The organism is Aeromonas sp. 1805, assembly GCF_013085525.1.
Lineage (GTDB): Bacteria > Pseudomonadota > Gammaproteobacteria > Enterobacterales > Aeromonadaceae > Aeromonas > Aeromonas hydrophila.
This window is the reverse complement of the sequence record NZ_CP038515.1, coordinates 1401594-1425299: the sequence shown is the minus strand read 5'-3', so window position 1 is coordinate 1425299 and position 23706 is coordinate 1401594. Positions and strand designations below refer to the sequence as shown.

Below are 23706 nucleotides of genomic sequence, written 5' to 3'. Positions count from 1 at the left end.
TTTCTCATGGTGGATGACATGCGTTTCAACTATTCCGACCTCAATCCCGATCTCATCATGGATGCGCTGGACCTCAGCGGCCTGCGTATCGACTCCGGTCTCATCGAACTCAACAGCTACGAAAACCGGGTCTACCAGTTTCAGGATGAAGATCGTCGCCGCTACGTGGTGAAGTTCTATCGTCCCGGCCGCTGGAGCCGGGCCCAGATCCTCGAAGAGCACGACTTCGCCGCCCGCCTCAATGAGGCGGAGATCCCGGTTGCCGCCCCCATCGCCTTTGCCGGCGAGACCCTGCTGGAGCATCAGGGCTACCCCTTCGCCATCTGGCAGAGCGTGGGGGGCCGCCAGTTCGAGGTGGACAACCTCGACCAGCTGGAGTGGGTGGGGCGCTATCTCGGCCGCATCCACCAGATAGGTGCCAGTCGCCCCTTCCACCACCGAGTCCGGCTCGATGTGGAGAGCATGCTGCACGAGCCGCGTCAGCTGCTGGCGTCCGGCGAGTGGCTGCCGAGCGGGCTGGCCAAGTCCTTCTTCGGGGTGCTGGACGAGCTGATCAAGCATGTCAGTGACGCCATGACCCTGGACGTGGCCCAGATCTCCCTGCATGGCGACTGCCACCCGGGCAACATCCTCTGGCGCGACGGCCCGATGTTCGTCGATCTCGATGACTGTCGCAGCGGCCCCGCCATCCAGGATCTCTGGATGATGCTGAGCGGCGAGCGGCACGAGCAGCTGATCCAGCTCGATACCCTGCTGGCGGGCTATGAAGAGTTCATGGAGTTCGACCCGCGCGAGCTGGCGCTGATCGAGCCGCTGCGGGCCATGCGCATTGTTCACTACATGGCCTGGCTGGCCCGGCGCTGGGAAGACCCCGCCTTCCCGCGCCACTTCCCCTGGTTCAACACCGATCACTACTGGCGCCAGCAGATCGCGACCCTGCACGACCAGCTGGAAGCGCTCAAGGCACCGCCCCTGACGCTGACGCCTGGCTGGTGATGAGGGAAAGAGAGCGGGTGGCAGACGGGACTCACGCATCCTGCTTGACCATTGACTGCGCAGTGGTGACGCAATAGGCTTGGCACTGCTTCGGTTCGCCGGGCGTGCCTCACAGTGATCCCTTAACAGGAAACGTCATGAAAAAAGTACTATTTTTCCTTGCTGCCATGCTGATGATCCCCATGGTTCACGCCGCCCCCGAATTCAAGGAAGGCGTCAACTACGATGTGGTCAAACAGACCGGTAGCGCCCAACCGGAAGTGCTGGAGTTCTTCTCCTACTACTGCCCCCACTGCGCCAAGTTCGAGCCGATTGCCGAGGATCTGAAGAAGAACCTGCCGGAAGGCGTGCCGATGAAGAAAAACCCGGTGGCCTTCCTGGGCCGCGAGATGGGTCCGGAGATGCAGCGTGCTTACGCCGTTGCCAGCCTGCTGAATGTTGAAGGCAAGCTGACCCCGGCCATCTTCGACAAGATCCACACCCAGCGTCAGTACCCGCAGAGCCGTGCCGACGTGAAGCAGATCTTCGTGGACAACGGCGTGCCGGCCGAGGAGTTCGACGGTGCCGTCGACAGCTTCGCCGTCTCCGGCATGGTCTCCCAGTTTGACCGCAACACCGAGAGCTACAACATCCGCGGTGTGCCGGCCTTCCTGGTCAACGGCAAGTACATGGTGAAGATCGAATCCATTACTTCCCAGGAACAGTTCAACCAGCTGGTGAAATTCCTGCTGGCCAAGAAAGACTGATCCCGCCAGACCCGATGAAAAAAGCCCGCCGGTGCAAACCGGCGGGCTTTTTGTTTGCCATCAGATTGGCCCAAGTCAGACCCCGACGTGGAACGCCTGCTTGAGGTTGCGGATGAAGTCCGCATCCCGGCACAGGGTCTTGCCGGGGCTGTCGGAGATCTTGGCGACCGGGCCGCCGTTGCACTCCATCAGCTTGAAGACGATGTTCATCGGGCTGACGCCGGGTAGATCGCAGGTGAGCTTGGTGCCGATGCCGAAGCTGGTGTTGATGCGGCCGCGGAAGTGGCGGAACAACTCGACCGCCTTGTCGAGGTTGAGGCCATCGGAGAACACCAGCGTCTTCTCGGTGGGGTCGATACCGAGCCGCTGATAGTGGCTGATGGCCTTCTCGCCCCACACCACGGGATCGCCGGAGTCGTGGCGCAGTCCCTGATAGCGGCTGGCCAGCTCGAAGTCGAAGTCGCGCAGGAAGGCATCCATGGTGATGCAGTCGGTGAGCGCGATGCCGAGGTGATTGGTGAACTCATCCAGCCAGCTGGTGAGGGCGGCCCGCTGGCTGTGCTCGAGCGGGAAGCCGAGCTGCTGGTGGGCCTGGAACCACTCGTGGGCCTGGGTACCCACCGCCGGCAGGCCGTATTTCTGGGCCAGCAGGTAGTTGCTGGTGCCGCGAAACGCCGGCAGCCGCTCCTTGAGACGACCCACCACCGCATCCTGCACCGCGAGGGAGAAACGGCGCCGGGTGCCGAAGTCGATGAGGTTGAACTCGCTCATCTCCTCCCGGCTCAGTTCCCGCTCCAGCTTGTCGATCTTCTGATCGAGCCGCTCCAGCGCCTGAGTGACGCCGAACTGGGGGTAGCGGAAGCGGTTGCGCATCTCGCTGATGATGGCGAGCACCGGGATCTCCCACAGGATCACGTCCTGCCAGGGGCCCTCGACCCGCACGTTGATGCGACCGTCCTGCTCGAATACCTTGAGCAGGGAGGCATCCAGCGGCTTGCGGCGCAGGTGATCGAGGTAATCGGCGGTGAAGAAGGGGCGCTCGGCCAGGAAGTTGAGCTCGGGCCTGGTCAGCCGCAAGGAGCCGGCGAGGTGCAGCTGCTCCTCGATCTGGCCCATCATGGGCAGCAGATCCTCTTCGTTGCGGCTGTGGAACTCGGCCACCACCTCGGCATCCGGATAGCGATGGAACACCGCCTGCTGCATGTGCAGCTTGTAAGCATCTGTATCGAGCAGGCTGTTGAGTATGGGTGGCATATCAGACTCCCCGCAGGCGGGTGAACGCAAGAGCGCTCCCCTGCCGCTTTTGTAGATTGCAGACGCCGGTATCGGGCAGGCTGATGAGAATGAGGGGCATATCAGGCGTCCAGCAGGCGTTGTACATCGATCAGGCTCTGGGCGAGTTCGGCGCCGGCCTCGATCATCTGGGTGTGGGCGCTGGCAACCGTCTCGGGGGCGATGCCACGACAGGCATCGAGATGGACGATCACCCGGAAGCCGGCGCGGCGCAGCTGCAGCACGCTGGTCTTGACGCAGTAGTCGGTGGCGAGGCCGCCGGCCAGCACGGTAGTGACGCCGCGGGCGTGCAGAAACTCGATGAGTCCGGTGCTGCGGCGCTCGGCCAGATCGTGGAAGCAGGTGCCGTAGGGGTGCAGATCCGGCTCGACTCCCTTCCAGACGAAGAAGTCGTAATCGACCGGGGCCGGCAGGCCGTCGAGCAGTTCGAAGCCGCGGGTACCCGGCACGCAGTGCACCGGCCAGGTGAGGTCGGCGTTGGGCAAATCCAGCGGCAGCAACATGCCGGCGGGATCGCTGACGGCCCAGGCGGCGTTGGCGGGATGCGAATCCTTGCTGCCGATCCGCAGGCTGGCGAGGGTGGCCTGAGCGTTGAGCGCAGCCACAATATCATCCCCGCCCGCGACGGGCAGTTCGTTCGGGCAGAGGGGGGTAAAGCCCTTCTGCGCATCAATATCCAGGCTGGCGACGGTTCCCATTGAGTGGCTCCTGCACATACTATTCGTGTGATATTATCTACCAAACATTAATCGAAGGCGAGCAGGGCGATCGGCATGTTGAGAATGAGTCTGGATATGGTGGTGCTGCGGTTGAACGAGGAGCGGCTCGAGCTGCTGCTTGAGACCCGCGATCGCCCGCCCTTTGCCCACTGCTGGCAACTGCCGGCGCTGCGCATCGACGAGACCCGGGATCGGGATCTGGACGCGGCTCGCCATCGCCTGCTGACCGAGTGGGGGCTGGGCCACTGCTACAGCGAGCAGGTCTGCACCCTCGGCAATCTGGAGCGAGATCCCCGTGGCTGGTCCACCACCCTGGTCTATCTCTGCCTGGTGGACTCCGAGGTCGAGGCCGTGCATGGCTGCTGGCACCCGCTCTGTGACCTGCCGGGGCTCAGCCTCGCCTTCGACCACACCCAGCTGATCGCCCGGGGGCTGGAGCGGCTGCGGATCAAGAGCCGCTACAGCACCTTGCCGCTGCAACTGCTGGGGGCAGAGTTCACCCTCTCCGAGGTGCAACGGGCCTTCGAAATCATCTTGCAGACGCCGATGAACACGGCGGCATTTCGCAAGCGGATCCACCGCGCCGGCATCCTGCTGGATACCGGTCGCAAGCGTACCGGCAAGCAGCGCCCCGCCATTCTCTACCGGATGGAGAGCCCCTGCTGCGTGATGTTCGATCAGGTGATGAACGGAGCGGAAGCATGAGTGGCGCAGGCGTGCACAAGATATTGGTCAGTGCCTGCCTGCTGGGCCCATGTTCGTTGCGCGACGATGGCCCAGGTTTTAGCCAGCGGGGGAGCAAAGCATGAGTGAGACCAGCGTGCACAAGGTGCTGGTCAGCGCCTGTCTGCTGGGCCAGCCGGTGCGCTACGATGGCCAGAGCAAGGGGATCGTCAGCGACTGGCTGCGCGAGCTGGGGGCTGAGGGGAGGGCGCTGGCGTTTTGCCCCGAGGTGGCGGGCGGCCTGCCGACCCCGCGCCCCCCTGCCGAACGGCAAGGCGAGCGGGTACTGACCGCGAGTGGACTGGATGTGACGGCCGAGTTCGATCACGGCGCCCGGCTGGCGCTGCAACTCTGCCAGGCTCAGGGCATTCGCTTCGCCCTGCTGAAGGAGGGGAGTCCCTCCTGCGGCAGCGGCCGCATCTACAACGGCCGCTTCGAGGGTGTCTCTGTGGCGGGCGAGGGCATGACCACGGCCCTGCTGCGCCGCCACGGCATCCGGGTGTTCAGCGAGGATCAGCTGCCTGAACTGGCCTCAGCGCTCGCCTTGGCCGCCTGCGGCTCGGCCTGAGCCGCCGCATCGGCTGCCTGCCACTGCGCCAGCACGGCGTCCTTATCCTGCCAGCGCTGGTTCAGCCACTGCTGGAAGCCGCGTTTGAACTGCTTGTCGTTGAAGTAATCCCCCACCAGCTGCTCATCCACCGGCAGCTCCTCGATCCGTACCCGGATGCGCTTCATCCGCCCCATCAGGAAATCCTTGAAGGGGGTTTCGGGGTTGTCCGGGTAGCTGATGGTGACGTTGATCAGGCTGTCGAACTGTTCTCCCATGGCTGCCAGGGTGAAGGCCAGCCCTGCCGCCTTGGGCGACATCAGGTGCTGGTAACGGGAGCGGGAGGCGTCGCGCTTCGCCTCGGTGAAGCGGGTCCCCTCCACGAAGTTGATGACGGTGGTGGGGATGTGGCGAAACTTCTCGCAGGCGTTGCGGGTGGTCTCGATGTCCTTGCCGCGCAGATGCGGGTTCCTCAGCAAAAACTCCCGTGAGTAGCGACGCATAAAGGGCATGTCGAGCCCCCAGCAGGCCAGCCCCAGCAGCGGGATGTAGATGAGCTCGTGCTTCATGAAGAACTTGGGCACCGGCAGCCGGTCGCGAAACAGATGACCCAGTACCACGATATCGGTCCAGCTCATGTGGTTGCTGACGATCAGATACCAGCCATCCTTGTGCAGCCGGGTGTCGTCCTCCACCTGCCAGTCGATGCGGGTAGTGAGGCGGATCACCAGGGCGTTGCAGGCCAGCCACAGGCGCATGAAACGGTTGTTGAGGCGACTGCAGGCACGGCCAAAGGCCGGGATCGGCAGCAGCAGCTTGGCCAGCGACACCAGCAGGATCAGGCTGGCGCACAGGGCGGTAAACAGTATGGTCAGGCCGGCGCTGATGAGCAGCACCAGCGGACCCGGGAGCAGGGTTAGCATGGCGTCGTTGAGGGCGTCTTGTCCGCCAGCAGCTGATCCAGGGTCTGGTCCTTCTCGTGCCAGATCCCGTTCAGCCACTGTTGAAACTCTTGTTGGAACTCGGGGTCATTGAAGTAATCCCCCACCAGATTGCGTTCGATCGGCAAAAAGCGGACTCGAACCTTGATCTCCTTGACCCGACCGCACATGAAGTCCCAGTAACTGGGGATGCCGTCCGGATAGGCGATGGTCACATCCACCAGCTTGTGCAGCTGATCACCCATGGCCGCCAGGGTGAAGGCGATGCCGCCAGCCCGCGGGTGCAGCAGGTGGCGATAGGGTGCTGCCTGTTTGTCGTGTTTGCGGGCGGTGAAGCGGGTGCCCTCCACGAAGTTCATCACACTCACCGGAATATGGCGGAACTTGGCACAGGCCTGGCGCGTGGTCTCTATGTCTTTTCCCTTCAGATGCGGCTTCTTTTCCAGCAACTTGCGCGAATATCGCCGCATGAAGGGGAAATCCAGCGCCCACCAGGCCAGGCCGAGAAAAGGTACCCAAATCAGTTCTTTCTTGAGGAAAAACTTCAGGAAGGGGATTTTTTGATTAAAAATCCGCTGCAGTACCAGTATGTCGACCCAGGATTGATGGTTGGCAATCACCATATACCACTCATTCCGGCGCCCTTTGTCCACTCCGACCACATCGAAAGGGGTTCTGATGATGGTTTTCTGGATCAGGTTGTTGAAACCGATCCAGCAGCCGGCACTGCCATCCAGCAGCGCGTTGCAGAGGGTGCGCCAGCCCTTGAGGGGCAGCAACAGCTTGAGCAGGCCCAGCGTGAGGATGGGGATAAACCAGAACAGGGTGTTGAGAAAATAGAGCAGGGTCGAGAGGCTGCCGCGCAGTCGCTCAATCAGCTTGTTGGGCATGGGTCGGGTCCGTCTTGCTGTCGATAAGGGGCCATCAAGTGGTCAGATCTGTGGCCATAATATCAGCCGACGGCCCGCGAGACCATGCAAGGGGCCATCGCGGTCGCTTCCTGCCCCGTATCAGCCGCTGCGCAGCCGTGACAGTAGCCGGTCCATGGCCCGGTAGCCGAGCGCCTCGATCAGGTGTTCCTTCTCGATGGCCTGTCGTCCTGCCAGATCCGCGATGGTGCGCGACACCCGCAGGATGCGGTGCCAGGCCCGGATGCTGAGCCCCAGCTTCTGGATGGCGTTCTCCAGAAACTCGGCATCCTGCGGCGATAAGCGGCAAATTTCTTCGATTTCACGGCTATCAAGCAGGTTGTTGAGCTTGCCGTTGCGGCTCAGCATTCGCTCCCGTGCCCCCAGTACCCGCTCGCGGATCTGCTGGCTCGACTCCCCCCGCTCCGCCTTGCCGGTCAGGCTCCCCTTGGGCAGCAGCGGCACCTCCACCGTCAGGTCGAAGCGGTCGAGAAAGGGGCCGGAAAGCTTGCCGAGGTAGCGCAGGATCTGATCCGGGCTGGAGCGGGTCTGGCCATCGCCATAGTGGCCGCAAGGGCTGGGGTTCATGGCGCCGACCAGCTGGAAGCGGGCGGGGAAATCCACCTGGCGGGCGGCCCGGCTGATGGTGATGTGGCCCGTCTCCAGCGGCTCGCGCAGGGAGTCGAGCACCTTGCGCTCGAACTCGGGCAGTTCATCCAGAAACAGCACGCCGTTGTGGGCCAGGGATATTTCACCGGGCCGCGGGTGGCTGCCACCCCCCACCAGCGCCACGGCCGAGGCGCTGTGGTGCGGCGTACGGTAGGGTCTGTGATGCCAGTGACCGGCGCGCGGGGTGAGGCCGCCGATGGAGTGAATGGCGGCGGTCTGCTGTGCCTCTTGTTCGCTCAGCGGCGGCAAGATGCCGGGCAAGCGGCTGGCCAGCATGCTCTTGCCGGTGCCGGGCGGGCCGATGAACAGCAGGTTGTGGCTGCCGGCGGCGGCGATCTCCAGCGCCCGCTTGGCCTGAGACTGGCCGATCACGTCCTGCAGGTCCGGCACATCGGGCAGGGCCTCCGTGGTCTGGGGATCCGGCAGCGGCAGCTCGTACTGGCCTGCCAGCCAGGCGGTGACGGCCAGCAGCTGATGGGCGGTGCGTACCTCGGCATCCTGGATGAGGGAAGCCTCGGGGCCATTCTCGCGCGGTACCAGCAGGGTGCGACCCGCATCCCGGCAGGCGAGAACGGCAGGCAGCACCCCGAGCACGGGACGGATCTCGCCGGTCAGGGCCAGTTCACCTAAAAATTCGTGATCGAGCAGGTATTTTGCGGGTATCTGCTTGGAAGCGGCGAGAATGCCGATGGCGATGGCCAGATCGAAACGGCCCCCCTCCTTGGGCAGATCGGCGGGGGCCAGATTGACCGTGATGTGTTTGCTCGGGAACTCGAAATTGCCGTTGAGCAGAGCGCTGCGCACCCGATCCCGCGACTCCTTCACCGAGGTTTCCGGCAGGCCCACCATGTTGAAGGCGGGCAAACCGTTGGAGAGGTGCACCTCCACTGTCACTTGCGGGGCCGCGACACCCAAGCTGGCACGGCTATAAACCACAGCTAATGACATAAATCCCGTCCTTGGTTTGATGTATGTGCTGGTTAACCGTTTTTTATTAGTTTTTTGTTCCAATCGACGCGTTCGGACTCAGTCAAAATCAGAGTCTTGTCAGGCAAAAAACGCTTGCCCAATAAAAATCACCGTGCTAGTTCTAATAGCCATTCGCGGTAAAAACCGCCCAATTTCACAGGATTTCCGGTTGTAACTATGAACATGGCCTCCCGTTTCGTCAGCATTATTGTGGTCCTAGTGGTGATTATTATCTCACCGCTCGGGGCTCGTTTAGCTGCACGGAACAAGGGATAGACCCACCACCGGACAGAACGAAACAAGCGACCCCCGAGCCTCACAGCTCGGGGGTTTTTTTTCGACCACAGGACAGGATTTTCCAGATGAACGGCGCGCAGTTTTTGGTACAGGCTCTCAAACAACAGGGTGTGACTCAGGTGTTTGGTTACCCGGGCGGGGCCATCATGCCGGTCTACGATGCCCTGTATGACGGTGGCCTGGCCCATCAGCTCTGTCGCCACGAGCAGGGTGCCGCCATGGCGGCGGTGGGTTATGCCCGCGCCTCCGGTCAGGTGGGGGTCTGTATCGCCACCTCTGGTCCCGGCGCCACCAATCTGGTGACTGGCCTCGCGGAGGCGCTGCTCGATTCGGTGCCGCTGGTGGCCATCAGTGGTCAGGTGCCCTGCGCCGCCGTCGGGACCGATGCGTTTCAGGAGGTCGACGTGCTCGGCATGTCTCTCTCCTGCACCAAGCACTCCTTCATGGTGACGGACGTGGCCGATCTGCCGCAGGTGATCGCCGAAGCCTTCGCCATCGCCAGTGAGGGGCGCCCGGGCCCGGTACTGATCGACCTGCCCAAGGATGTGCAACTGGCCAAGGTGCCAATCCAGAGCCCGCTGTTTGCGGTGGCAGAGCCCGAGCACCTGAGCCAGGCCGAACTGACGGCCGCCCGTACCCTGCTGGCCGCCGCCAAGCGCCCGGTGCTCTACGTCGGTGGCGGGGTAGGCATGGCCAATGCCGAGCAGCAACTGCGCGAGTTTGCCGCCGCCACCGGCATGCCTGCGGTCACCACCCTCAAGGGGATCGGTGCACTCGACCCCGACAGCCCCGTTTACCTTGGCATGCTCGGCATGCACGGTACCAAGGCTGCCAACTATGCGGTGCAGCAGTGCGACTTGCTGCTGGTGGTGGGTGCCCGTTTCGATGATCGGGTGACCGGCAAGCTGGAGGCGTTCGCCCCCGAAGCCAAGGTGATCCACCTGGATGTGGACGCCGCCGAGTTCGGCAAGCGCCGCGCCGCCGAGGTGGGCATCACCCAGGATCTCAAACAGGTGCTGCCGCGCCTCGCCATGTCCCTTGCCATCGACCCCTGGCGTGAGCACTGCGCGAACATGGCCCGCGAGTACGCCTTTCGCTACGACCATCCCGGCCAGCCCATCTATGCCCCGGCGCTGCTCAAGCAGCTCTCCGCCAGGTTGCCGGAGACCAGCGTGGTGGCCTGCGACGTGGGTCAGCATCAGATGTGGGTGGCCCAGCACATGCGCTTCACCAGCCCGCGCAACCACCTCTCCAGCGCCGGTCTCGGCACCATGGGCTTCGGCCTGCCGGCCGCCATTGGCGCCAAGATGTCGCGTCCCGAAGATGAAGTGGTGCTGGTGAGCGGTGACGGCTCTTTCATGATGAACGTGCAGGAGCTTGGCACCATCCGCCGGGCCCAGCTCAAGGTGAAGATGGTGCTGCTGGACAACCAGCGCCTCGGCATGGTGCGCCAGTGGCAGGAGCTGTTCTTCGACGGCCGCTACAGCGAGACCATTCTCTCCGACAACCCCGATTTCATCGCCCTGGCTGCCGCCTTCGGCATCCCCGGCGAAACCATCACATGCAAGGATCAGATAGCCGGTGCCCTCGATCGCCTGCTGGCCAGTGAGAGTGCCTACCTGCTGCATGTGGCCATTTCAGAGGAAGAAAACGTCTGGCCCCTGGTTCCGCCAGGAGTCGCCAACCACCAGATGATGGAGCAACGCCCATGAGTCAGTTCAATACCTTGCAAATCCATGCCCAGCCCAGACCCGAAGTGATGGAGCGGGTGCTGCGGGTGGTTCGTCACCGCGGTTTCAACCTCTGCGCCCTCAACATGGAGCAGGATTGCCAACAGCTGCGGATCACGGTTACTGTCGAGTCGGTGCGTCCCATCCAGCAGTTGTGGAGCCAGCTGGTGAAGCTGGTGGACGTTTCCCGGGTCGATGCACTGGAACAGCAACCCCGGATCAGAGCTTAAGGAGCCAAGCCAATGTCACAGCCTTCCCAATCCGCCACTCACCCGCAATACATCTGGTTCAACGGCACACTGGTGCCCTGGCAGGATGCCCAGGTGCACGTGATGAGCCACGCCCTGCACTATGGATCCTCGGTGTTCGAAGGGGTGCGCGCCTACGACACCCCCAAGGGTACCTGCATCTTCCGCCTGCAGGAGCACACCCGCCGCCTGTTCGACTCTGCCAAGATCTACTGGATGGACGTCCCCTACAGCGAGGCCGACGTGAATGAAGCCTGCCGCACCGTGGTGCGCGAGAACGGCCTGAAGAGCGGCTATCTGCGCCCGCTGGCCTTTGTCGGCAACGTGGGGCTGGGGCTGCATCCGCCGCTGGATGCCAAGGCCGACCTGATGGTGGCCGCCCTGCCGTGGGGCGCCTATCTGGGGGAAGAGGGGCTGAAAAACGGGGTGGATGTGTGCGTCACCTCCTGGAACCGGCTCGCTCCCAACACCATTCCCACCGGCGCCAAGGCGGGCGGCAACTACCTCTCTTCCCAGCTGATCAGCCGCGAGGCCAAGCGCAACGGCTTCGCCGAGGGGTTGGCGCTGGATGTTAACGGCTATCTGAGCGAAGGGGCGGGGGAGAACCTGTTCCTGGTGAAGAACGGTGTGCTGTTCACCCCGCCCGCTACCGCCGCCATCCTGCCCGGCATCACCCGCGACACCATCATGACGCTGGCCCGCGATCTCGGTTACGAGGTGCGCGAGCAGGCGCTGCCCCGTGAGGCGCTCTATGTGGCGGACGAGATCTTCATGACCGGCACGGCGGCGGAAGTGACGCCGGTGCGTTCCGTCGATCGGATGAAGGTGGGTGCTGGCTGCCGCGGCCCGGTGACCGAGCAGCTGCAAAACGCCTTCTTTGGCCTGTTCAATGGCCAGACCGAGGACAAGTGGGGCTGGCTGACCCCCGTCAACGACTGATGAGAGAGGGGAGGCATCATGCCTCCCCGAGTCGCTTCCGGTGAGGGCACTGCGCTGTGCCCTCACCAGGATCGATTCCCGATCCGAGAGTCACTTTTTCATTTCCAAAGATAATGAGCCCGCTGGGCATTCAGGGAGTAGAGACATGCCGAAGTTGAGATCCGCCACCACCACTCACGGACGTAACATGGCCGGGGCCCGCGCTCTGTGGCGTGCCACCGGAATGACCGATCAGGATTTCGGCAAGCCCATCATCGCCGTGGTCAACTCCTTCACCCAGTTCGTGCCGGGTCACGTCCACCTCAAGGATCTGGGCCAGCTGGTGGCGCGGGAGATCGAAGCCGCCGGCGGGGTGGCCAAGGAGTTCAACACCATCGCCGTGGATGACGGCATCGCAATGGGCCACGGCGGCATGCTCTACTCCCTGCCGTCCCGCGAGCTTATCGCCGACTCGGTGGAGTACATGGTCAACGCCCACTGCGCCGACGCCATGGTCTGCATCTCCAACTGCGACAAGATCACCCCGGGGATGCTGATGGCCGCCCTGCGCATCAACATCCCGGTGATCTTCGTCTCCGGCGGCCCGATGGAAGCGGGCAAGACCAAGCTCTCCGACCAGATCATCAAGCTGGATCTGGTGGACGCCATGATCCAGGGCGCCGATCCCAAGGTCTCCGACGCCCAGAGCGAACAGGTGGAGCGCAGTGCCTGCCCCACCTGCGGCTCCTGCTCCGGCATGTTTACCGCCAACTCCATGAACTGCCTGACCGAGGCGCTGGGTCTCTCCCAGCCGGGCAACGGCTCGCTGCTGGCGACCCACAGCGACCGCGAACAGCTGTTCAAGCTGGCGGGCCAGCGCATCGTGACCCTGGCCAAACGCTGGTATGAGCAGGACGATGCCTCGGCACTGCCGCGCAACATCGCCACCAAGGCGGCGTTCGAGAACGCCATGGCGCTCGACATCGCCATGGGCGGCTCCACCAACACCGTGCTGCACCTGCTGGCGGCGGCCCAGGAGGCGGGTGTCGACTTCACCATGGCCGACATCGACCGCATGTCCCGCAAGGTACCCCAGCTGTGCAAGGTGGCGCCCTCCACCCAGAAATACCATATGGAAGATGTGCACCGCGCCGGCGGCGTGGTCGCCATCCTGGGTCAGCTGGAAAAAGCGGGTCTGGTGCACGGCGATACCCGCAACGTGCTGGGGACCTCGCTGGTGGAGCTGCTGGCCGAATACGACGTCAGCCGCCAGCCGAGTCAGGAGGTGGTGGACTTCTACCGCGCCGGCCCTGCCGGCATCCGCACCACCAAGGCGTTCAGCCAGGATTGCCGCTGGCCGGAGCTGGATCTAGACCGCGCCGAAGGCTGCATCCGCTCGCTGGACAACGCCTACAGCCTGGAAGGGGGCCTGGCCGTGCTCGCCGGCAACCTGGCGCTGAACGGTGCCATCGTCAAGACCGCCGGGGTGGATGAGGAGAACCTCACCTTCCGTGGCCCGGCCCGGGTATTCGAGAGCCAGGACACGGCGGTTGCCGGCATTCTGGATGGCACCGTCAAGGCCGGTGAGGTGGTGGTGATCCGCTACGAGGGCCCGAAAGGGGGCCCCGGCATGCAGGAGATGCTCTACCCCACCACCTATCTGAAGTCCATGGGGCTCGGCAAGGCGTGTGCGCTCATCACCGACGGCCGCTTCTCCGGTGGTACCTCGGGCCTCTCCATCGGCCACGTGTCGCCGGAGGCGGCCTCTGGCGGCACTATCGGTCTGGTGGAGGATGGCGACATCATCAACATCGACATCCCGGCCCGCAGCATGGTGCTGGAGGTGGCCGACAGCGTGCTGGCCGCCCGCCGTGTCGCCGTCGAAGCCCGTGGCTGGAAGCCGCTCGATCGCCAGCGTCAGGTCTCCTTTGCCCTGCGCGCCTACGCCATGTTCGCCACCAGTGCCGACAAGGGTGCGGTGCGCGATCGCACCCTGCTGGGGGAATAAAGATGAATTCCAATATGAAATATGAGCAATCGACCCGGTTGGTCGGTCTTTGTGCCGACAAGGGGTTGGTGTGGCGCGATCGTGCGATGCTGGGGGAATAAATCATGGTCTCTGCGGCGGATTATCTACGCAAGGTGCTGCTCTCCCCCGTCTATGAGGCGGCGCGGGTCACCCCCCTGCAAACCCTGAAGAAACTCTCCGAGCGGCTCGGCAATCACGTCAGCCTGAAGCGGGAGGATCTGCAACCGGTCCACTCCTTCAAGCTGCGCGGTGCCTACCACAAGATCGCCACCCTGACCGAGGAGCAGAAGGAGCGCGGCGTCATCGCCGCTTCCGCCGGCAACCACGCCCAGGGGGTCGCCCTGTCGGCCGCCAAGCTCGGCATCAAGGCGATCATAGTGATGCCCAAGACCACGCCGGACATCAAGATCGATGCGGTACGCCGGCAGGGTGGCAACGTCATGCTGTTTGGCAACAGTTTCGACGAGGCCTATGGCGAGAGTCGCCGCCTCGCTGAATTGGAAGGCTACACCCTGATCCCGCCGTTTGACGACGTCGAGGTGATCGCCGGCCAGGGCACCATCGGCAAGGAGCTGCTGGAGCAGGATACCCACCTCACCCACGTGTTCGTGCCGGTGGGTGGTGGCGGACTGGCCGCCGGGGTGGCGGTCTACATCAAGCAGCTGCTGCCGGATGTGAAGGTGATCGGGGTGGAGGCGGAGGGCTCCGCCTGCCTCAAGGCCGCGCTGGCGGCCGGTGAGCCGGTCAATCTGGAGCGGGTCTCGTTGTTTGCCGACGGGGTGGCGGTCAAGCGCATCGGCGAGGAGACCTTCCGCCTGTGCAACCAGTATCTGGACGAAGTGGTGACCGTCTCCAACGACCAGATCTGCGCCGCGCTGAAAGACATCTTCGATGACTGCCGCGCCATCGCCGAGCCGTCGGGGGCCCTCTCGCTGGCCGGCCTCAAGGCCTACAGCGAGCGGGAGCAGGTCAAGGGGGGCCGGATGGCGGCCATTTTGTCCGGTGCCAACGTCAACTTCCACAGCCTGCGCTACGTGTCGGAGCGCTGCGAGATCGGCGAGAAGCGCGAGGGCATGCTGGCGGTGACCATCCCCGAGCGCAAGGGGGCCTTCCTCGACTTCTGCCGTCAGCTCGGGCCGCGCATGGTGACCGAGTTCAACTATCGCTATGCGGATGCCGAGCAGGCGTCGCTGTTCGTCTCGGTGCGCCTCACCGGCGGTGACGAGGAGCTGGGCCAGATCATCGATCAGCTCGGTGGCAACGGCTATCCGGTGGTCAACATGACCGAGAGCGAGCTGGCCAAGAACCACGTGCGCTACATGATTGGCGGCCGCCCGGCCCGGCCCCTCGGTGAACGCCTCTACAGCTTCAAGTTTCCGGAGCAGCCGGGCGCCCTGATGCGCTTTCTGGAGACCCTGGGTTGTCGCTGGAACATCAGCCTGTTCCACTATCGCAACCACGGCGCCGACTACGGCCGGGTGCTCTGTGCTTTCGAGCTGCCGGACGAGGACGTGGCCGCCTTCCACGACTACCTGCACGAGATTGGCTACGGCTGGAAAGAGGTGAGTGACGACCCCGCCTACCGGCTGTTTCTGGCCAGCTAGGTGGGTTGCAAGCAGCAAGAGGGAGGCCATCGGCCTCCCTTTTTCATGGCGCTGGCCGGCACATCCGCGGATACCCCCTGCATGGGGCGTTTTCCTGCCGGGAATGCCGGGTGCTTCACACTCTTGAGTCCCAAGTCATTTGAGGCTGGCAACAGATGGGATAACCTGATGGACGGGGCCGGGTTTGCCCCATCAGGGAAGAGAGGCGCAAGAGCGCCCATCACGACTCATTGCAGAGGCTTTCACCATGAACAAATCGATACTTGCCGTGCTGGTCAGCGGCCTGCTCGTCAGCGGGGCCGTGCAGGCTGCCGCTCAGGACAACACCTGGTACGCCGGCGGCAAGGCCGGCTGGTCCAAGTTCTTCGACGTGGATCAGAAGCAGGTCGTCTCCGACACCCTGGGGGCGCTGCAGAACACCAGCACCAGCAAGGATACGCTCGGGCTGGGCGCCTTTGCCGGCTATCAGCTCAACCCCAACCTGGGCTTCGAATTCGGTTATGACTGGTTCGGCAAGTACACCTCGTCCGGCGAATTGAGCGGGGTGAGGGTGGAAGGGGAAGCCAAGAGCCAGATGATCCAGACCACCATGAAGATAGGGTTCCCGGTCAACGATGCGCTGGATCTCTATGGCCGGATCGGCGGTGGTTACGCCTGGACCAACAGCGAACTGTCGGCCCAGACGGCTACCGACTTCATCAAGGATACCGGCAACAAGCATGGCGCCGTGTTCGTCGGGGCGCTGGGGGCCGAATACGCCATCGACCGTGACTGGGCCGCCCGCCTCGAATACCAGTACACCACCCCGCTCGGGGATACCTCTCTCGATCGTGCCGGCATCGAGATGGACAACGGCATGCTGGCGTTTGCCATGCTCTATCGCTTCGGCCAGCAGGGCGGCGAAGTGGCTGCGCCCGCCCCGGCCCCGGCTGCGGCGCCTGCTCCCGCCGTGGTGGTGGTGCCCAAGACCTTCAGCCTGAGCTCGGACGTGTTGTTCGAGTTCAACAAGGCGACCCTGAAGCCGGCTGCCAGCCAGGCGCTCGACAACCTGTTCAGCCAGATAGTGGCGGCCAATCCGAAAGACGGGGTGGCGACCGTGATCGGCCACACCGATCGCATCGGCTCCGACGCCTACAACCAGGCGCTCTCCGAGCAGCGCGCCCGCAGCGTCGCCGACTACCTGATTGCCAAGGGACTGTTTGCCGACAAGGTGCGGGTCGAGGGGCGCGGCAAGTCTTCTCCGATCACCGGCAACAACTGCAGCAGCGGCTCCAAACCGGCGCTGATCGCCTGTCTGGCACCGGATCGGCGGGTGGAAGTGCGGCTGGAAGGGGTCTCCCAACCGGCGCAATGACCACGGTGGCAGCATGAACGACAAGGGAGGCCCATGCCTCCCTTTTCATTGCCGCCAGCGGGACCGGTTATGTGCAGATGCCGATGCAGCAGCCCCCTGATATAGCCAATCGGTGTTAAGCCTTCCTCGGTGACTGGTCGATAACTGACCAGATGTATGGCGCCGAGGGCGAAGATATGCGCATCGATCACTACGACCTCCAGGGGGAGGTGCAATACCAGCAGCAACAGGCGCAGTCCCGCAAGGTGCGCCGGCTCGGCCCCGTGCCGGCTGCCAGCCTGGCGCAGTCTCCTGCCACGGCGCCGGCGGACTCGACGCCTGCGGCAGGCAGCAGCAGCCAGCTCACCTTCACCCGCAGCAGCCTGCTGACGCTGCAGATGGCCAGCCGCACTGCTGCCGGCCCGGTGCCTGCGGCCCCCACACCGACCCCCGCCAAGCCTGCCGAGACCGACAAGGGCGAACAGGATGGCATTCCCAACGACGGGCTCGACAACCGCCAGCGGCTCATCAAGCTGATGATCGAGGCGATGCTGGGCCACGAGATAGAGCTGCCGGACCCGATCAAACCGGACGACCAGAGCGCGGAGGGAGTCCCCGCGCCGACGGGTGAGGGGACCCCGCCCGCCGCCGAGCCGGATCAGCAGGTGGAGGTGACCGACAGCCTGCTGCAAAAAGAGCAGCTCAACGTGGTGGCGGCGGCGAACTTGCAGACCCAGGATGGCCAGACCCTGCAGCTGGATCTCGGTTTTGTGCTGGACTGGCGCCAACTCGATATCAGCAAGCGTCGCACCACCCTCAATGCCCTCAAGGATCCGCTGGTGTTCAGCCTGGACGGCAAGATAGCCGGCCTGACCGACGCCCGGGTCAATTTCGACATCGATCAGGATGGCAAGGCGGACAGCCTGCCCGGCCTGAGTGAAGGGAGCGGCTTCGTGGCGCTGGATCGCAACGGCAACGGCACCATAGATGACGGCGGCGAGCTGTTCGGGGCCCGCTCCGGCAACGGTTTTGGTGAGCTGGCGACCCTGGATGAGGATGGCAACGGGGTGCTGGACGAGCGGGACAGCCAGTTCTCGGCACTGCAGTTCTGGCAGCCGGAACAGTCCCCCATCGCCCTGGTGGAGCTGGGGATCGGCGCCATCCTGCTGCATCCCCTCGACACCCCCTTCAACCATCTGGGGGAAAGCGGCAATCAGGGGGTGCTGCGCCAGTCCGGTCTCTATGTGACCGAGCAGGGCAAGGGCGGCTGGGTGCAGCAGGTCGACCTGCGAGTCTGAACCCTGCACCCGCATGGCAAACCCGGTCGCTGACGCCGCGCGCCAGCGACCGCTTCATCATTAGCGACCAGAGCCTGACTCAGTTCAGCTCGGTGGGGTCGATGTCGAGGCTCCAGCGCACCCGCTTGGTTTCGGGCCACCCCTCCAGCTCCTTCACCGCCCAATCCAGCAACTGGGCCAGTGGCGCCCGGTTCGGCCCCTGCACCAGCAACTGCATGCGGAACTTGCCCGCCTTGCGCTCCATGAAGCCGCTGATGGGCCCCAGCACCTGAACATGGGGATAACGGGCGCTGCGCAGGGTATCGGCGAGGCGGGTGAGGAACAGCTGCACCTCGTCACGACCGTTGGCCTCGGCCCGAAACAGCCCCTGATAGCTGAACGGTGGCAGCCCCAGCAGGCGGCGCTCCTTCAGCGCCGTGTCGGCGAAGTGGCCATAGCCGTTCTGGGTCAGATCCTGCAACAGGGCATGTTCGGGATGGTGGCTCTGCAGCACCACCAGCCCCGGCTTGCTGGCGCGACCGGCGCGGCCCGCCACCTGGGTGTAGAGCTGGGCCAGCTTCTCGGCGGCGCGAAAATCGGCACTGAACAGGGCGCCATCCACATCCAGCAGCCCCACTAGCGTCACATCCGGGAAGTGGTGGCCCTTGGCCAGCATCTGGGTGCCGATCAGGATCTTGTACTTGCCCGCCTTGATGTCGCCGAGGTGGGTCTCCAACTCCCCCTTGCGACGGGTGTTGTCCCGATCGATACGCACCACCGGATATTGCGGGAACACGGTGCCGAGCAGCTGCTCCAGCTGTTCGGTGCCCACCCCGGAGCCAATCAGCTCGTTGCTGCCACACTCGGGGCAGTGGTGGGGCAGCGGGCGCACGCTGTCGCAGTGGTGGCAGTGCAGTCGTCGCCCGGCCTGATGCCAGGTGTACCAGGCATCGCAACGCTCGCAAGCGGCGCTCCAGCCGCACTGGTGACAGATCAGGGCCGGGGCATAGCCACGGCGGTTGAGAAACAGCATCACCTGGTTGCCCGCCGCCAGATGCTCTGCCATCAGCTGTTCCAACTGGGGGGAGAGCCCGGCCTGCAGCCGCACGTTCTTGATGTCCAGGATCACCTGGCGGGCAGTCTGGGCATTGCCGGCGCGGCGAGTCAGGGTGAGATGGTGATACTTGCCACTGCGGGCGTTGTGCAATGTCTCCAGCGACGGGGTGGCCGAGCCAAGCAGGATGGGAATGCCGGCGCGATGGGCCCGCATCACCGCCAGATCCCGCGCATGGTAGCGAAAACCGTCCTGCTGCTTGAAGGAGCCGTCGTGCTCCTCGTCGATGATGATGATGCCGAGGTTGTGAAACGGGGTGAACACCGCAGAACGGGTGCCGATCAGGATGGCGGCGCCGCCGTCACGGCAGGCTAGCCAGGCGTCGAGCCGCTCCCGATCGTTCATGGCCGAGTTCATCGCCACCACCGGCACGTTGAAGCGGCGCCGGAAGCGGTTGATGGTCTGCGGGGTGAGGCCGATCTCGGGCACCATTACCAGTGCCTGCTTGCCCGCCTTGAGCAGGGGCTCGAGGATGCTCAGGTACACCTCGGTCTTGCCGGAGCCGGTGATGCCGTCCAGCAGGAAGGCGCCAAACTGGTCGCTCTGGCTGGTGACGGCGGAGACCGCCAGCGCCTGTTCGCCGTTGAGGCGCAGCCCCTCACCCGGCTCGAAGCGGGCGACCCAGTCGCCGTCATGGCTCGGCTCCAGCGAACGCTTCTCCAGCAGCCCCTTCTTCTCCAGCGCGGTGAGGGCAGCACTCTGGATCTCCTCCTGCTTGAGGGCGGAGGGGGTCTGTGACCCCTTGCGCAGCAGGGCGAGCGCCTGCTGCTGCTTGGCTGCACGCTTGAGCTCGTTGAGATCGACCGCCATGCCGGCTTCGGTGGCGAACCAGAATTCCAGCTCGCGATAGGCGGCGGGCTCCCCCTTGCGCACCAGCACCGGCAGGGCGTGGGGCAGTACCTCTCCCAGCGGATGCTGGTAGTAGCTGGCGCTCCAGTTCATCAGCGCCAGAATGTCGGGCCCCAGCACGGGGGCGCTATCAAGCACGCGTTTGATCGGCTTGAGCTTGTTGCGCGGCACCTGGCTGTCGGCCGGGTGATCCACCACCAGCCCGACCAGGGTTTGCGGGCCGAACGGGATCTCGACCCGGCAGCCGGGGGCAGGCAAAGGCAGGGGGGAGAGATAGTCGAAGTGACGGCGTAACGGCACCGGCACAGCCACACGAACCAGATCCAGCGTTTGGGAAGAATTCACCAGAGATTGCCTATTTTTTCTGCGAAGCCACTTGCCTGAACTCAGGCATTTCCTATATTATTCGCAGCCTTTGAAACTGTGTTCAACAATCGTGTGGTGTCCGACAGAAGATCGGATAGCGACACGGCCTGATAATTGAGGTTGTCCATGAAAGCTGGTATCCATCCTGACTACGTAGCCATCACCGCCAAGTGCTCTTGCGGTAACGTCATCAACACCTTCTCTACCCTGGGTAAAGATCTGAACCTGGACGTGTGCTCCGAGTGCCACCCGTTCTATACCGGCAAGCAGAAAGAAGTTTCTAGCGGCGGCCGCGTAGACAAGTTCAACAAGCGTTTCGGTGCGATGACCACCAAGAAGTAATTCTACTTCTGAAGAATTCTGAAAAAGGCGCCCAATGGGCGCCTTTTTTATTGGTCGGCGTTCTGTAACGGCCCGCTTTGCCCTATGGTGGGACTCTCCTTTCTCCCTGCGAGGGAGCAGGGGCGAAGATGAGGGGCGGTAACATGGGCAAGACAGGGAGTGTGCAGATGCGTGATTGTCTGGTGATGGGGGCGGCAGGCTACATAGGTTCTTACCTGGTGCCCCATCTGCAAGAACTGGGTTATCGGGTGATTGCCGGGGCGCGGCGCCCCTGCCGTCTGCCACCCGGGGTGGAGTTTCGTCTTGCCGACAGCCTCAAGCCGATCACATTGCTGCCCGCCCTGGCCGGCATCGACACCGTCTTCTATCTGGTGCACGCCATGGGGGCGGGAGCCGACTTCCACCGGCTGGAGCAGCAGGGGGTGAAGAACTTCGCCGCCGCCGCCCGCGCCGCCGGGGTGCGCCGCATCATCTATCTGGGCGCCATCCAGCCGGCGCAGTGCAACAGTCGCCACCTCAACTCCCGCCGTTATTGCGGCGAGCTGTTTCGGGGCGCCGGCGTGCCGACGGTGGAGCTGCGCGCCGGCATCATCATAGGGCCCGGCTCGGCGGCGTTTGAGGTGATGCGGGATCTGGTGTTCAACCTGCCGATGATGGTGACACCTAAGTGGGTGCGCTCGCGCACGCCGCCCATTGCGCTCTCGAACCTGCTGCACTATCTGGGCGGGCTGGTGGAGGCTGAAGGGGTGGACGGCCAGATCTTCAACGCCGCCGGTCCCGAGCTGCTCAGCTATCAGCAGCAGTTGCAGAAGTTCGCCGCCCACATCGGCAAGCGCTGCCCCATTATCCCGCTGCCGTTTCTCAGCCCGCGCCTCTCCGCCTGGTGGCTGCAGTTTGTCACCTCGGTGCCGCAGCCGGTGGCCAAGGCGCTGGTGGGCGGCCTCAAGCACGACATCCCGGCCGACGACGGCCCGCTGCGGGCCCTGCTGCCGCAAACCCTGCTCAGCTTCGACGAGGCGCTGGCCGAGAGCCTCTCTCTGGAGCAGCAGCTGGGCGCCGAGCAGCAGGGGGAGGAGACCCCGCTCGGCCTGCGCTGGCGCCACCCCGAGTACGGCTTCTATGACCGCACCGCCAGCGGCGATGCCATCTGCCTCGCCTCGCCGGAGGTGGTGTGGCAGGTGCTGCAGCAGCTGGGGGGCGAGCAGCGCTACTTCTACATGAACCAGCTGTGGGTGGTGCGCGAATGGATGGATCATCTGATCGGCGGCCCGGCGCTGACCCGCGGTCGCACCAACCCGGATCGCTTCGTGAAGGGGGACATGCTGGACTCCTGGCAGATCCTCGGGGTGGACGAGGGGCGCAGGCTGGATCTGCTGTTCAACATGCGAGCCCCCGGCGTCGGCCGGCTGGAGTTCAACATACTGCCGGAAGAGTCGGGGCTGACCCGGCTCAAGGTGACGGCCCACTGGCATCCACAGGGGGCCTGGGGGCTGGCCTACTGGCTCGCCATGCTGCCGTTCCACCTCTTCATCTTCCAGGGCATGACGGAAGCGATCGCCAGACAGGCGGAGGCGAAAGCCGGCATTCCGGTGATGGGGTGAAACCATATCTATAACTAAATGGGTATTCTTGGTTGGTATGACATGCTAATTACTGGCTTGTCAGTGGCTGGGTGACGATACTTTCCTCTGTGAAAGCCCGATGGTTTTCTTTATGATCCCCAGCCCTCGCCTGTGGGCGAGCCAATGCACCACTCAATTCACTACCGTATCGGGGTCCCCCATGTCCGATCAGCGTCACGATCTTCGTCAACAAGCACTCGATTACCACGCCCAGCCCGTGCCGGGCAAAATCGCCATCGCCCTCACCAAGCCGGCCGAGACCGCCCGCGATCTGGCGCTGGCCTACAGCCCGGGCGTTGCCGAGCCGGTGCGCGAGATCGCCGCCAACCCGGCCGATGCCTACCGCTACACCGGCAAGGGCAACCTGGTGGCCGTCATCTCCAACGGCACCGCCATTCTGGGACTGGGCAATCTGGGGCCGCTGGCCTCCAAGCCGGTGATGGAGGGCAAGGCCCTGCTGTTCAAGCGCTTTGCCGGCATCGACGCCATCGACATCGAAGTGAAGCACGAGACCAGCGCGCAGTTCATCGACACCGTTGCTGCCATCGCCGACACCTTCGGCGGCATCAACCTGGAAGACATCAAGGCCCCCGAGTGCTTCGAGATCGAGCAGGCACTGATCGAGCGCTGCGACATCCCGGTGTTCCACGATGATCAACACGGTACCGCCATCGTCACCGCCGCCGGCCTGCTCAACGCGCTGGAAGTGCAGGGCAAGCAGATTGGCGACAGCCGCATCGTCTGCATGGGCGCCGGGGCTGCCGCCACCGCCTGCATGGAGCTGCTGATCAAGTGTGGCGCCAAGCCCCACAACATCTTCATGCTGGATCGTCAGGGCGTCATCCACAGCGGTCGCACCGATCTGAACCAGTACAAGCAGCGCTTCGCCAACGACACCCCCCTGCGCACCCTGATGGAGGTGATCGACGGGGCGGATGTATTCGTCGGTGTCTCCGGCCCGGATGTGCTGCCCGCCGAGGCGGTGGCGCTGATGGCGCCCAACCCGGTGATCTTCGCCTGCTCCAACCCGGACCCCGAGATCAAGCCGGCGCTGGCTCACGCAGTGCGCAAGGATCTCATCATGGGCACAGGTCGTTCCGACTATCCGAACCAGATCAACAACGTGCTCTGCTTCCCCTTCATCTTCCGCGGCGCCCTCGACGCCCGTGCCAGCCGCATCAACGATGCCATGAAGATTGCGGCAGTCGAGGCGATCCGCGCGCTGGCCAGAGAACCGGTACCGGCCGAGGTGCTGACCGCTGCCGGCGTGAGTGAACTCGCCTTCGGCAAGGACTACGTCATTCCCAAGCCGATGGATGCCCGTCTGCTGCCGCGCGTCGCCCGCGCCGTGGCGCTGGCGGCAGTGGAGTCCGGGGTGGCCCGCATCGCCCTGCCGGCGGACTACATGCTGGGCTGAGCCAGGGCAAGCGCGCAGAAAACAGAAGGGGCCCCATGTCAGGGCCCCT

General features: G+C 64.1%; 20 protein-coding genes. 14 read left to right on the top strand and 6 right to left on the bottom strand.

What is annotated here, in order from left to right; translation table 11 throughout:
• Positions 1–6: 6 nt before the first annotated feature.
• On the top strand, positions 7–996 hold the full coding sequence (locus E5E96_RS06790) for a serine/threonine protein kinase (RefSeq protein WP_017409685.1): 990 nt from the start codon (positions 7–9) through the stop codon (positions 994–996).
• Between the two features lie 137 nt (positions 997–1133).
• Positions 1134–1742: a thiol:disulfide interchange protein DsbA/DsbL gene (locus E5E96_RS06785; RefSeq protein WP_011707872.1), complete on the top strand. Its 609-nt coding sequence runs from the start codon at positions 1134–1136 to the stop codon at positions 1740–1742.
• Between the two features lie 75 nt (positions 1743–1817).
• Here E5E96_RS06785 and pncB read toward each other — a convergent pair whose 3' ends face one another.
• Both pncB and E5E96_RS06775 read right to left on the bottom strand, forming a co-directional pair.
• The gene (gene pncB / locus E5E96_RS06780) at positions 1818–2996 is read right to left on the bottom strand and encodes a nicotinate phosphoribosyltransferase (RefSeq protein WP_024945521.1); all 1179 of its coding nucleotides are present in this window, start codon (positions 2994–2996) and stop codon (positions 1818–1820) included.
• Positions 2997–3097: 101 nt separating this feature from the next.
• Positions 3098–3733: a nicotinamidase gene (locus E5E96_RS06775; RefSeq protein ID WP_011707867.1), complete on the bottom strand. Its 636-nt coding sequence runs from the start codon at positions 3731–3733 to the stop codon at positions 3098–3100.
• Positions 3734–3808: 75 nt separating this feature from the next.
• On the opposite strand from E5E96_RS06775, the gene E5E96_RS06770 reads away from it, so the two are divergent.
• Both E5E96_RS06770 and E5E96_RS06765 read left to right on the top strand, forming a co-directional pair.
• Positions 3809–4459 carry a DNA mismatch repair protein MutT gene (locus E5E96_RS06770; RefSeq protein WP_011707866.1) on the top strand — a complete coding sequence of 217 codons (651 nt, stop codon included), beginning with the start codon at positions 3809–3811 and terminating at the stop codon, positions 4457–4459.
• Positions 4460–4559: 100 nt separating this feature from the next.
• Positions 4560–5045, top strand: coding sequence for a DUF523 domain-containing protein (locus E5E96_RS06765; RefSeq protein WP_171281801.1), 486 nt, complete (start codon positions 4560–4562; stop codon positions 5043–5045).
• On the opposite strand, the gene E5E96_RS06760 is transcribed toward E5E96_RS06765, so the two are convergent.
• The 3 genes from E5E96_RS06760 to E5E96_RS06750 form a co-directional block, all read right to left on the bottom strand.
• Positions 4991–5947, bottom strand: coding sequence for an acyltransferase (locus tag E5E96_RS06760; RefSeq protein WP_171281800.1), 957 nt, complete (start codon positions 5945–5947; stop codon positions 4991–4993). The two genes, E5E96_RS06765 and E5E96_RS06760, sit on opposite strands and share 55 nt — an antisense overlap.
• Positions 5941–6855 (bottom strand): acyltransferase, encoded by a 915-nt coding sequence (locus tag E5E96_RS06755; RefSeq protein WP_029302342.1) that lies wholly within the window; start codon positions 6853–6855, stop codon positions 5941–5943. Before E5E96_RS06755 ends, E5E96_RS06760 begins: the two co-directional genes overlap by 7 nt.
• 120 nt (positions 6856–6975) lie before the next feature.
• Positions 6976–8490: a YifB family Mg chelatase-like AAA ATPase gene (locus tag E5E96_RS06750; RefSeq protein WP_011707862.1), complete on the bottom strand. Its 1515-nt coding sequence runs from the start codon at positions 8488–8490 to the stop codon at positions 6976–6978.
• A 383-nt stretch (positions 8491–8873) separates the two neighbouring features.
• On the opposite strand from E5E96_RS06750, the gene ilvG reads away from it, so the two are divergent.
• The 7 genes from ilvG to E5E96_RS06715 all read left to right on the top strand — a co-directional run bounded on the left by ilvG (position 8874) and on the right by E5E96_RS06715 (position 17968).
• Complete coding sequence (gene ilvG, locus E5E96_RS06745) at positions 8874–10520, top strand: acetolactate synthase 2 catalytic subunit (RefSeq protein ID WP_171281799.1); 1647 nt, start codon at positions 8874–8876, stop codon at positions 10518–10520.
• Positions 10517–10768: an acetolactate synthase 2 small subunit gene (ilvM, locus tag E5E96_RS06740; protein ID WP_005306810.1), complete on the top strand. Its 252-nt coding sequence runs from the start codon at positions 10517–10519 to the stop codon at positions 10766–10768. Before ilvG ends, ilvM begins: the two co-directional genes overlap by 4 nt.
• A 12-nt stretch (positions 10769–10780) precedes the next feature.
• Positions 10781–11725 carry a branched-chain amino acid transaminase gene (locus tag E5E96_RS06735; protein WP_011707859.1) on the top strand — a complete coding sequence of 315 codons (945 nt, stop codon included), beginning with the start codon at positions 10781–10783 and terminating at the stop codon, positions 11723–11725.
• A gap of 145 nt (positions 11726–11870) precedes the next feature.
• Positions 11871–13712, top strand: coding sequence for a dihydroxy-acid dehydratase (gene ilvD, locus E5E96_RS06730; RefSeq protein WP_043162350.1), 1842 nt, complete (start codon positions 11871–11873; stop codon positions 13710–13712).
• Positions 13713–13816: 104 nt separating this feature from the next.
• Positions 13817–15337: a threonine ammonia-lyase, biosynthetic gene (ilvA, locus tag E5E96_RS06725; RefSeq protein ID WP_029304971.1), complete on the top strand. Its 1521-nt coding sequence runs from the start codon at positions 13817–13819 to the stop codon at positions 15335–15337.
• Between the two features lie 247 nt (positions 15338–15584).
• The gene (gene ompA / locus E5E96_RS06720; protein WP_016352351.1) at positions 15585–16691 is read left to right on the top strand and encodes a porin OmpA; all 1107 of its coding nucleotides are present in this window, start codon (positions 15585–15587) and stop codon (positions 16689–16691) included.
• A 152-nt stretch (positions 16692–16843) separates the two neighbouring features.
• On the top strand, positions 16844–17968 hold the full coding sequence (locus tag E5E96_RS06715) for a hypothetical protein (RefSeq protein WP_171281798.1): 1125 nt from the start codon (positions 16844–16846) through the stop codon (positions 17966–17968).
• Positions 17969–18047: 79 nt separating this feature from the next.
• Here E5E96_RS06715 and priA read toward each other — a convergent pair whose 3' ends face one another.
• Complete coding sequence (gene priA, locus E5E96_RS06710) at positions 18048–20255, bottom strand: primosomal protein N' (RefSeq protein ID WP_171281797.1); 2208 nt, start codon at positions 20253–20255, stop codon at positions 18048–18050.
• Between the two features lie 147 nt (positions 20256–20402).
• Between priA and rpmE the strand changes: the two genes are divergently transcribed.
• The 3 genes from rpmE to E5E96_RS06695 all read left to right on the top strand — a co-directional run bounded on the left by rpmE (position 20403) and on the right by E5E96_RS06695 (position 23657).
• Positions 20403–20618, top strand: coding sequence for a 50S ribosomal protein L31 (rpmE, locus tag E5E96_RS06705; protein ID WP_016352348.1), 216 nt, complete (start codon positions 20403–20405; stop codon positions 20616–20618).
• Between the two features lie 167 nt (positions 20619–20785).
• On the top strand, positions 20786–22219 hold the full coding sequence (locus E5E96_RS06700; RefSeq protein ID WP_049048120.1) for a DUF2867 domain-containing protein: 1434 nt from the start codon (positions 20786–20788) through the stop codon (positions 22217–22219).
• 181 nt (positions 22220–22400) lie between these two features.
• On the top strand, positions 22401–23657 hold the full coding sequence (locus E5E96_RS06695) for a malic enzyme-like NAD(P)-binding protein (RefSeq protein WP_171281796.1): 1257 nt from the start codon (positions 22401–22403) through the stop codon (positions 23655–23657).
• Positions 23658–23706 lie beyond the last annotated feature (49 nt).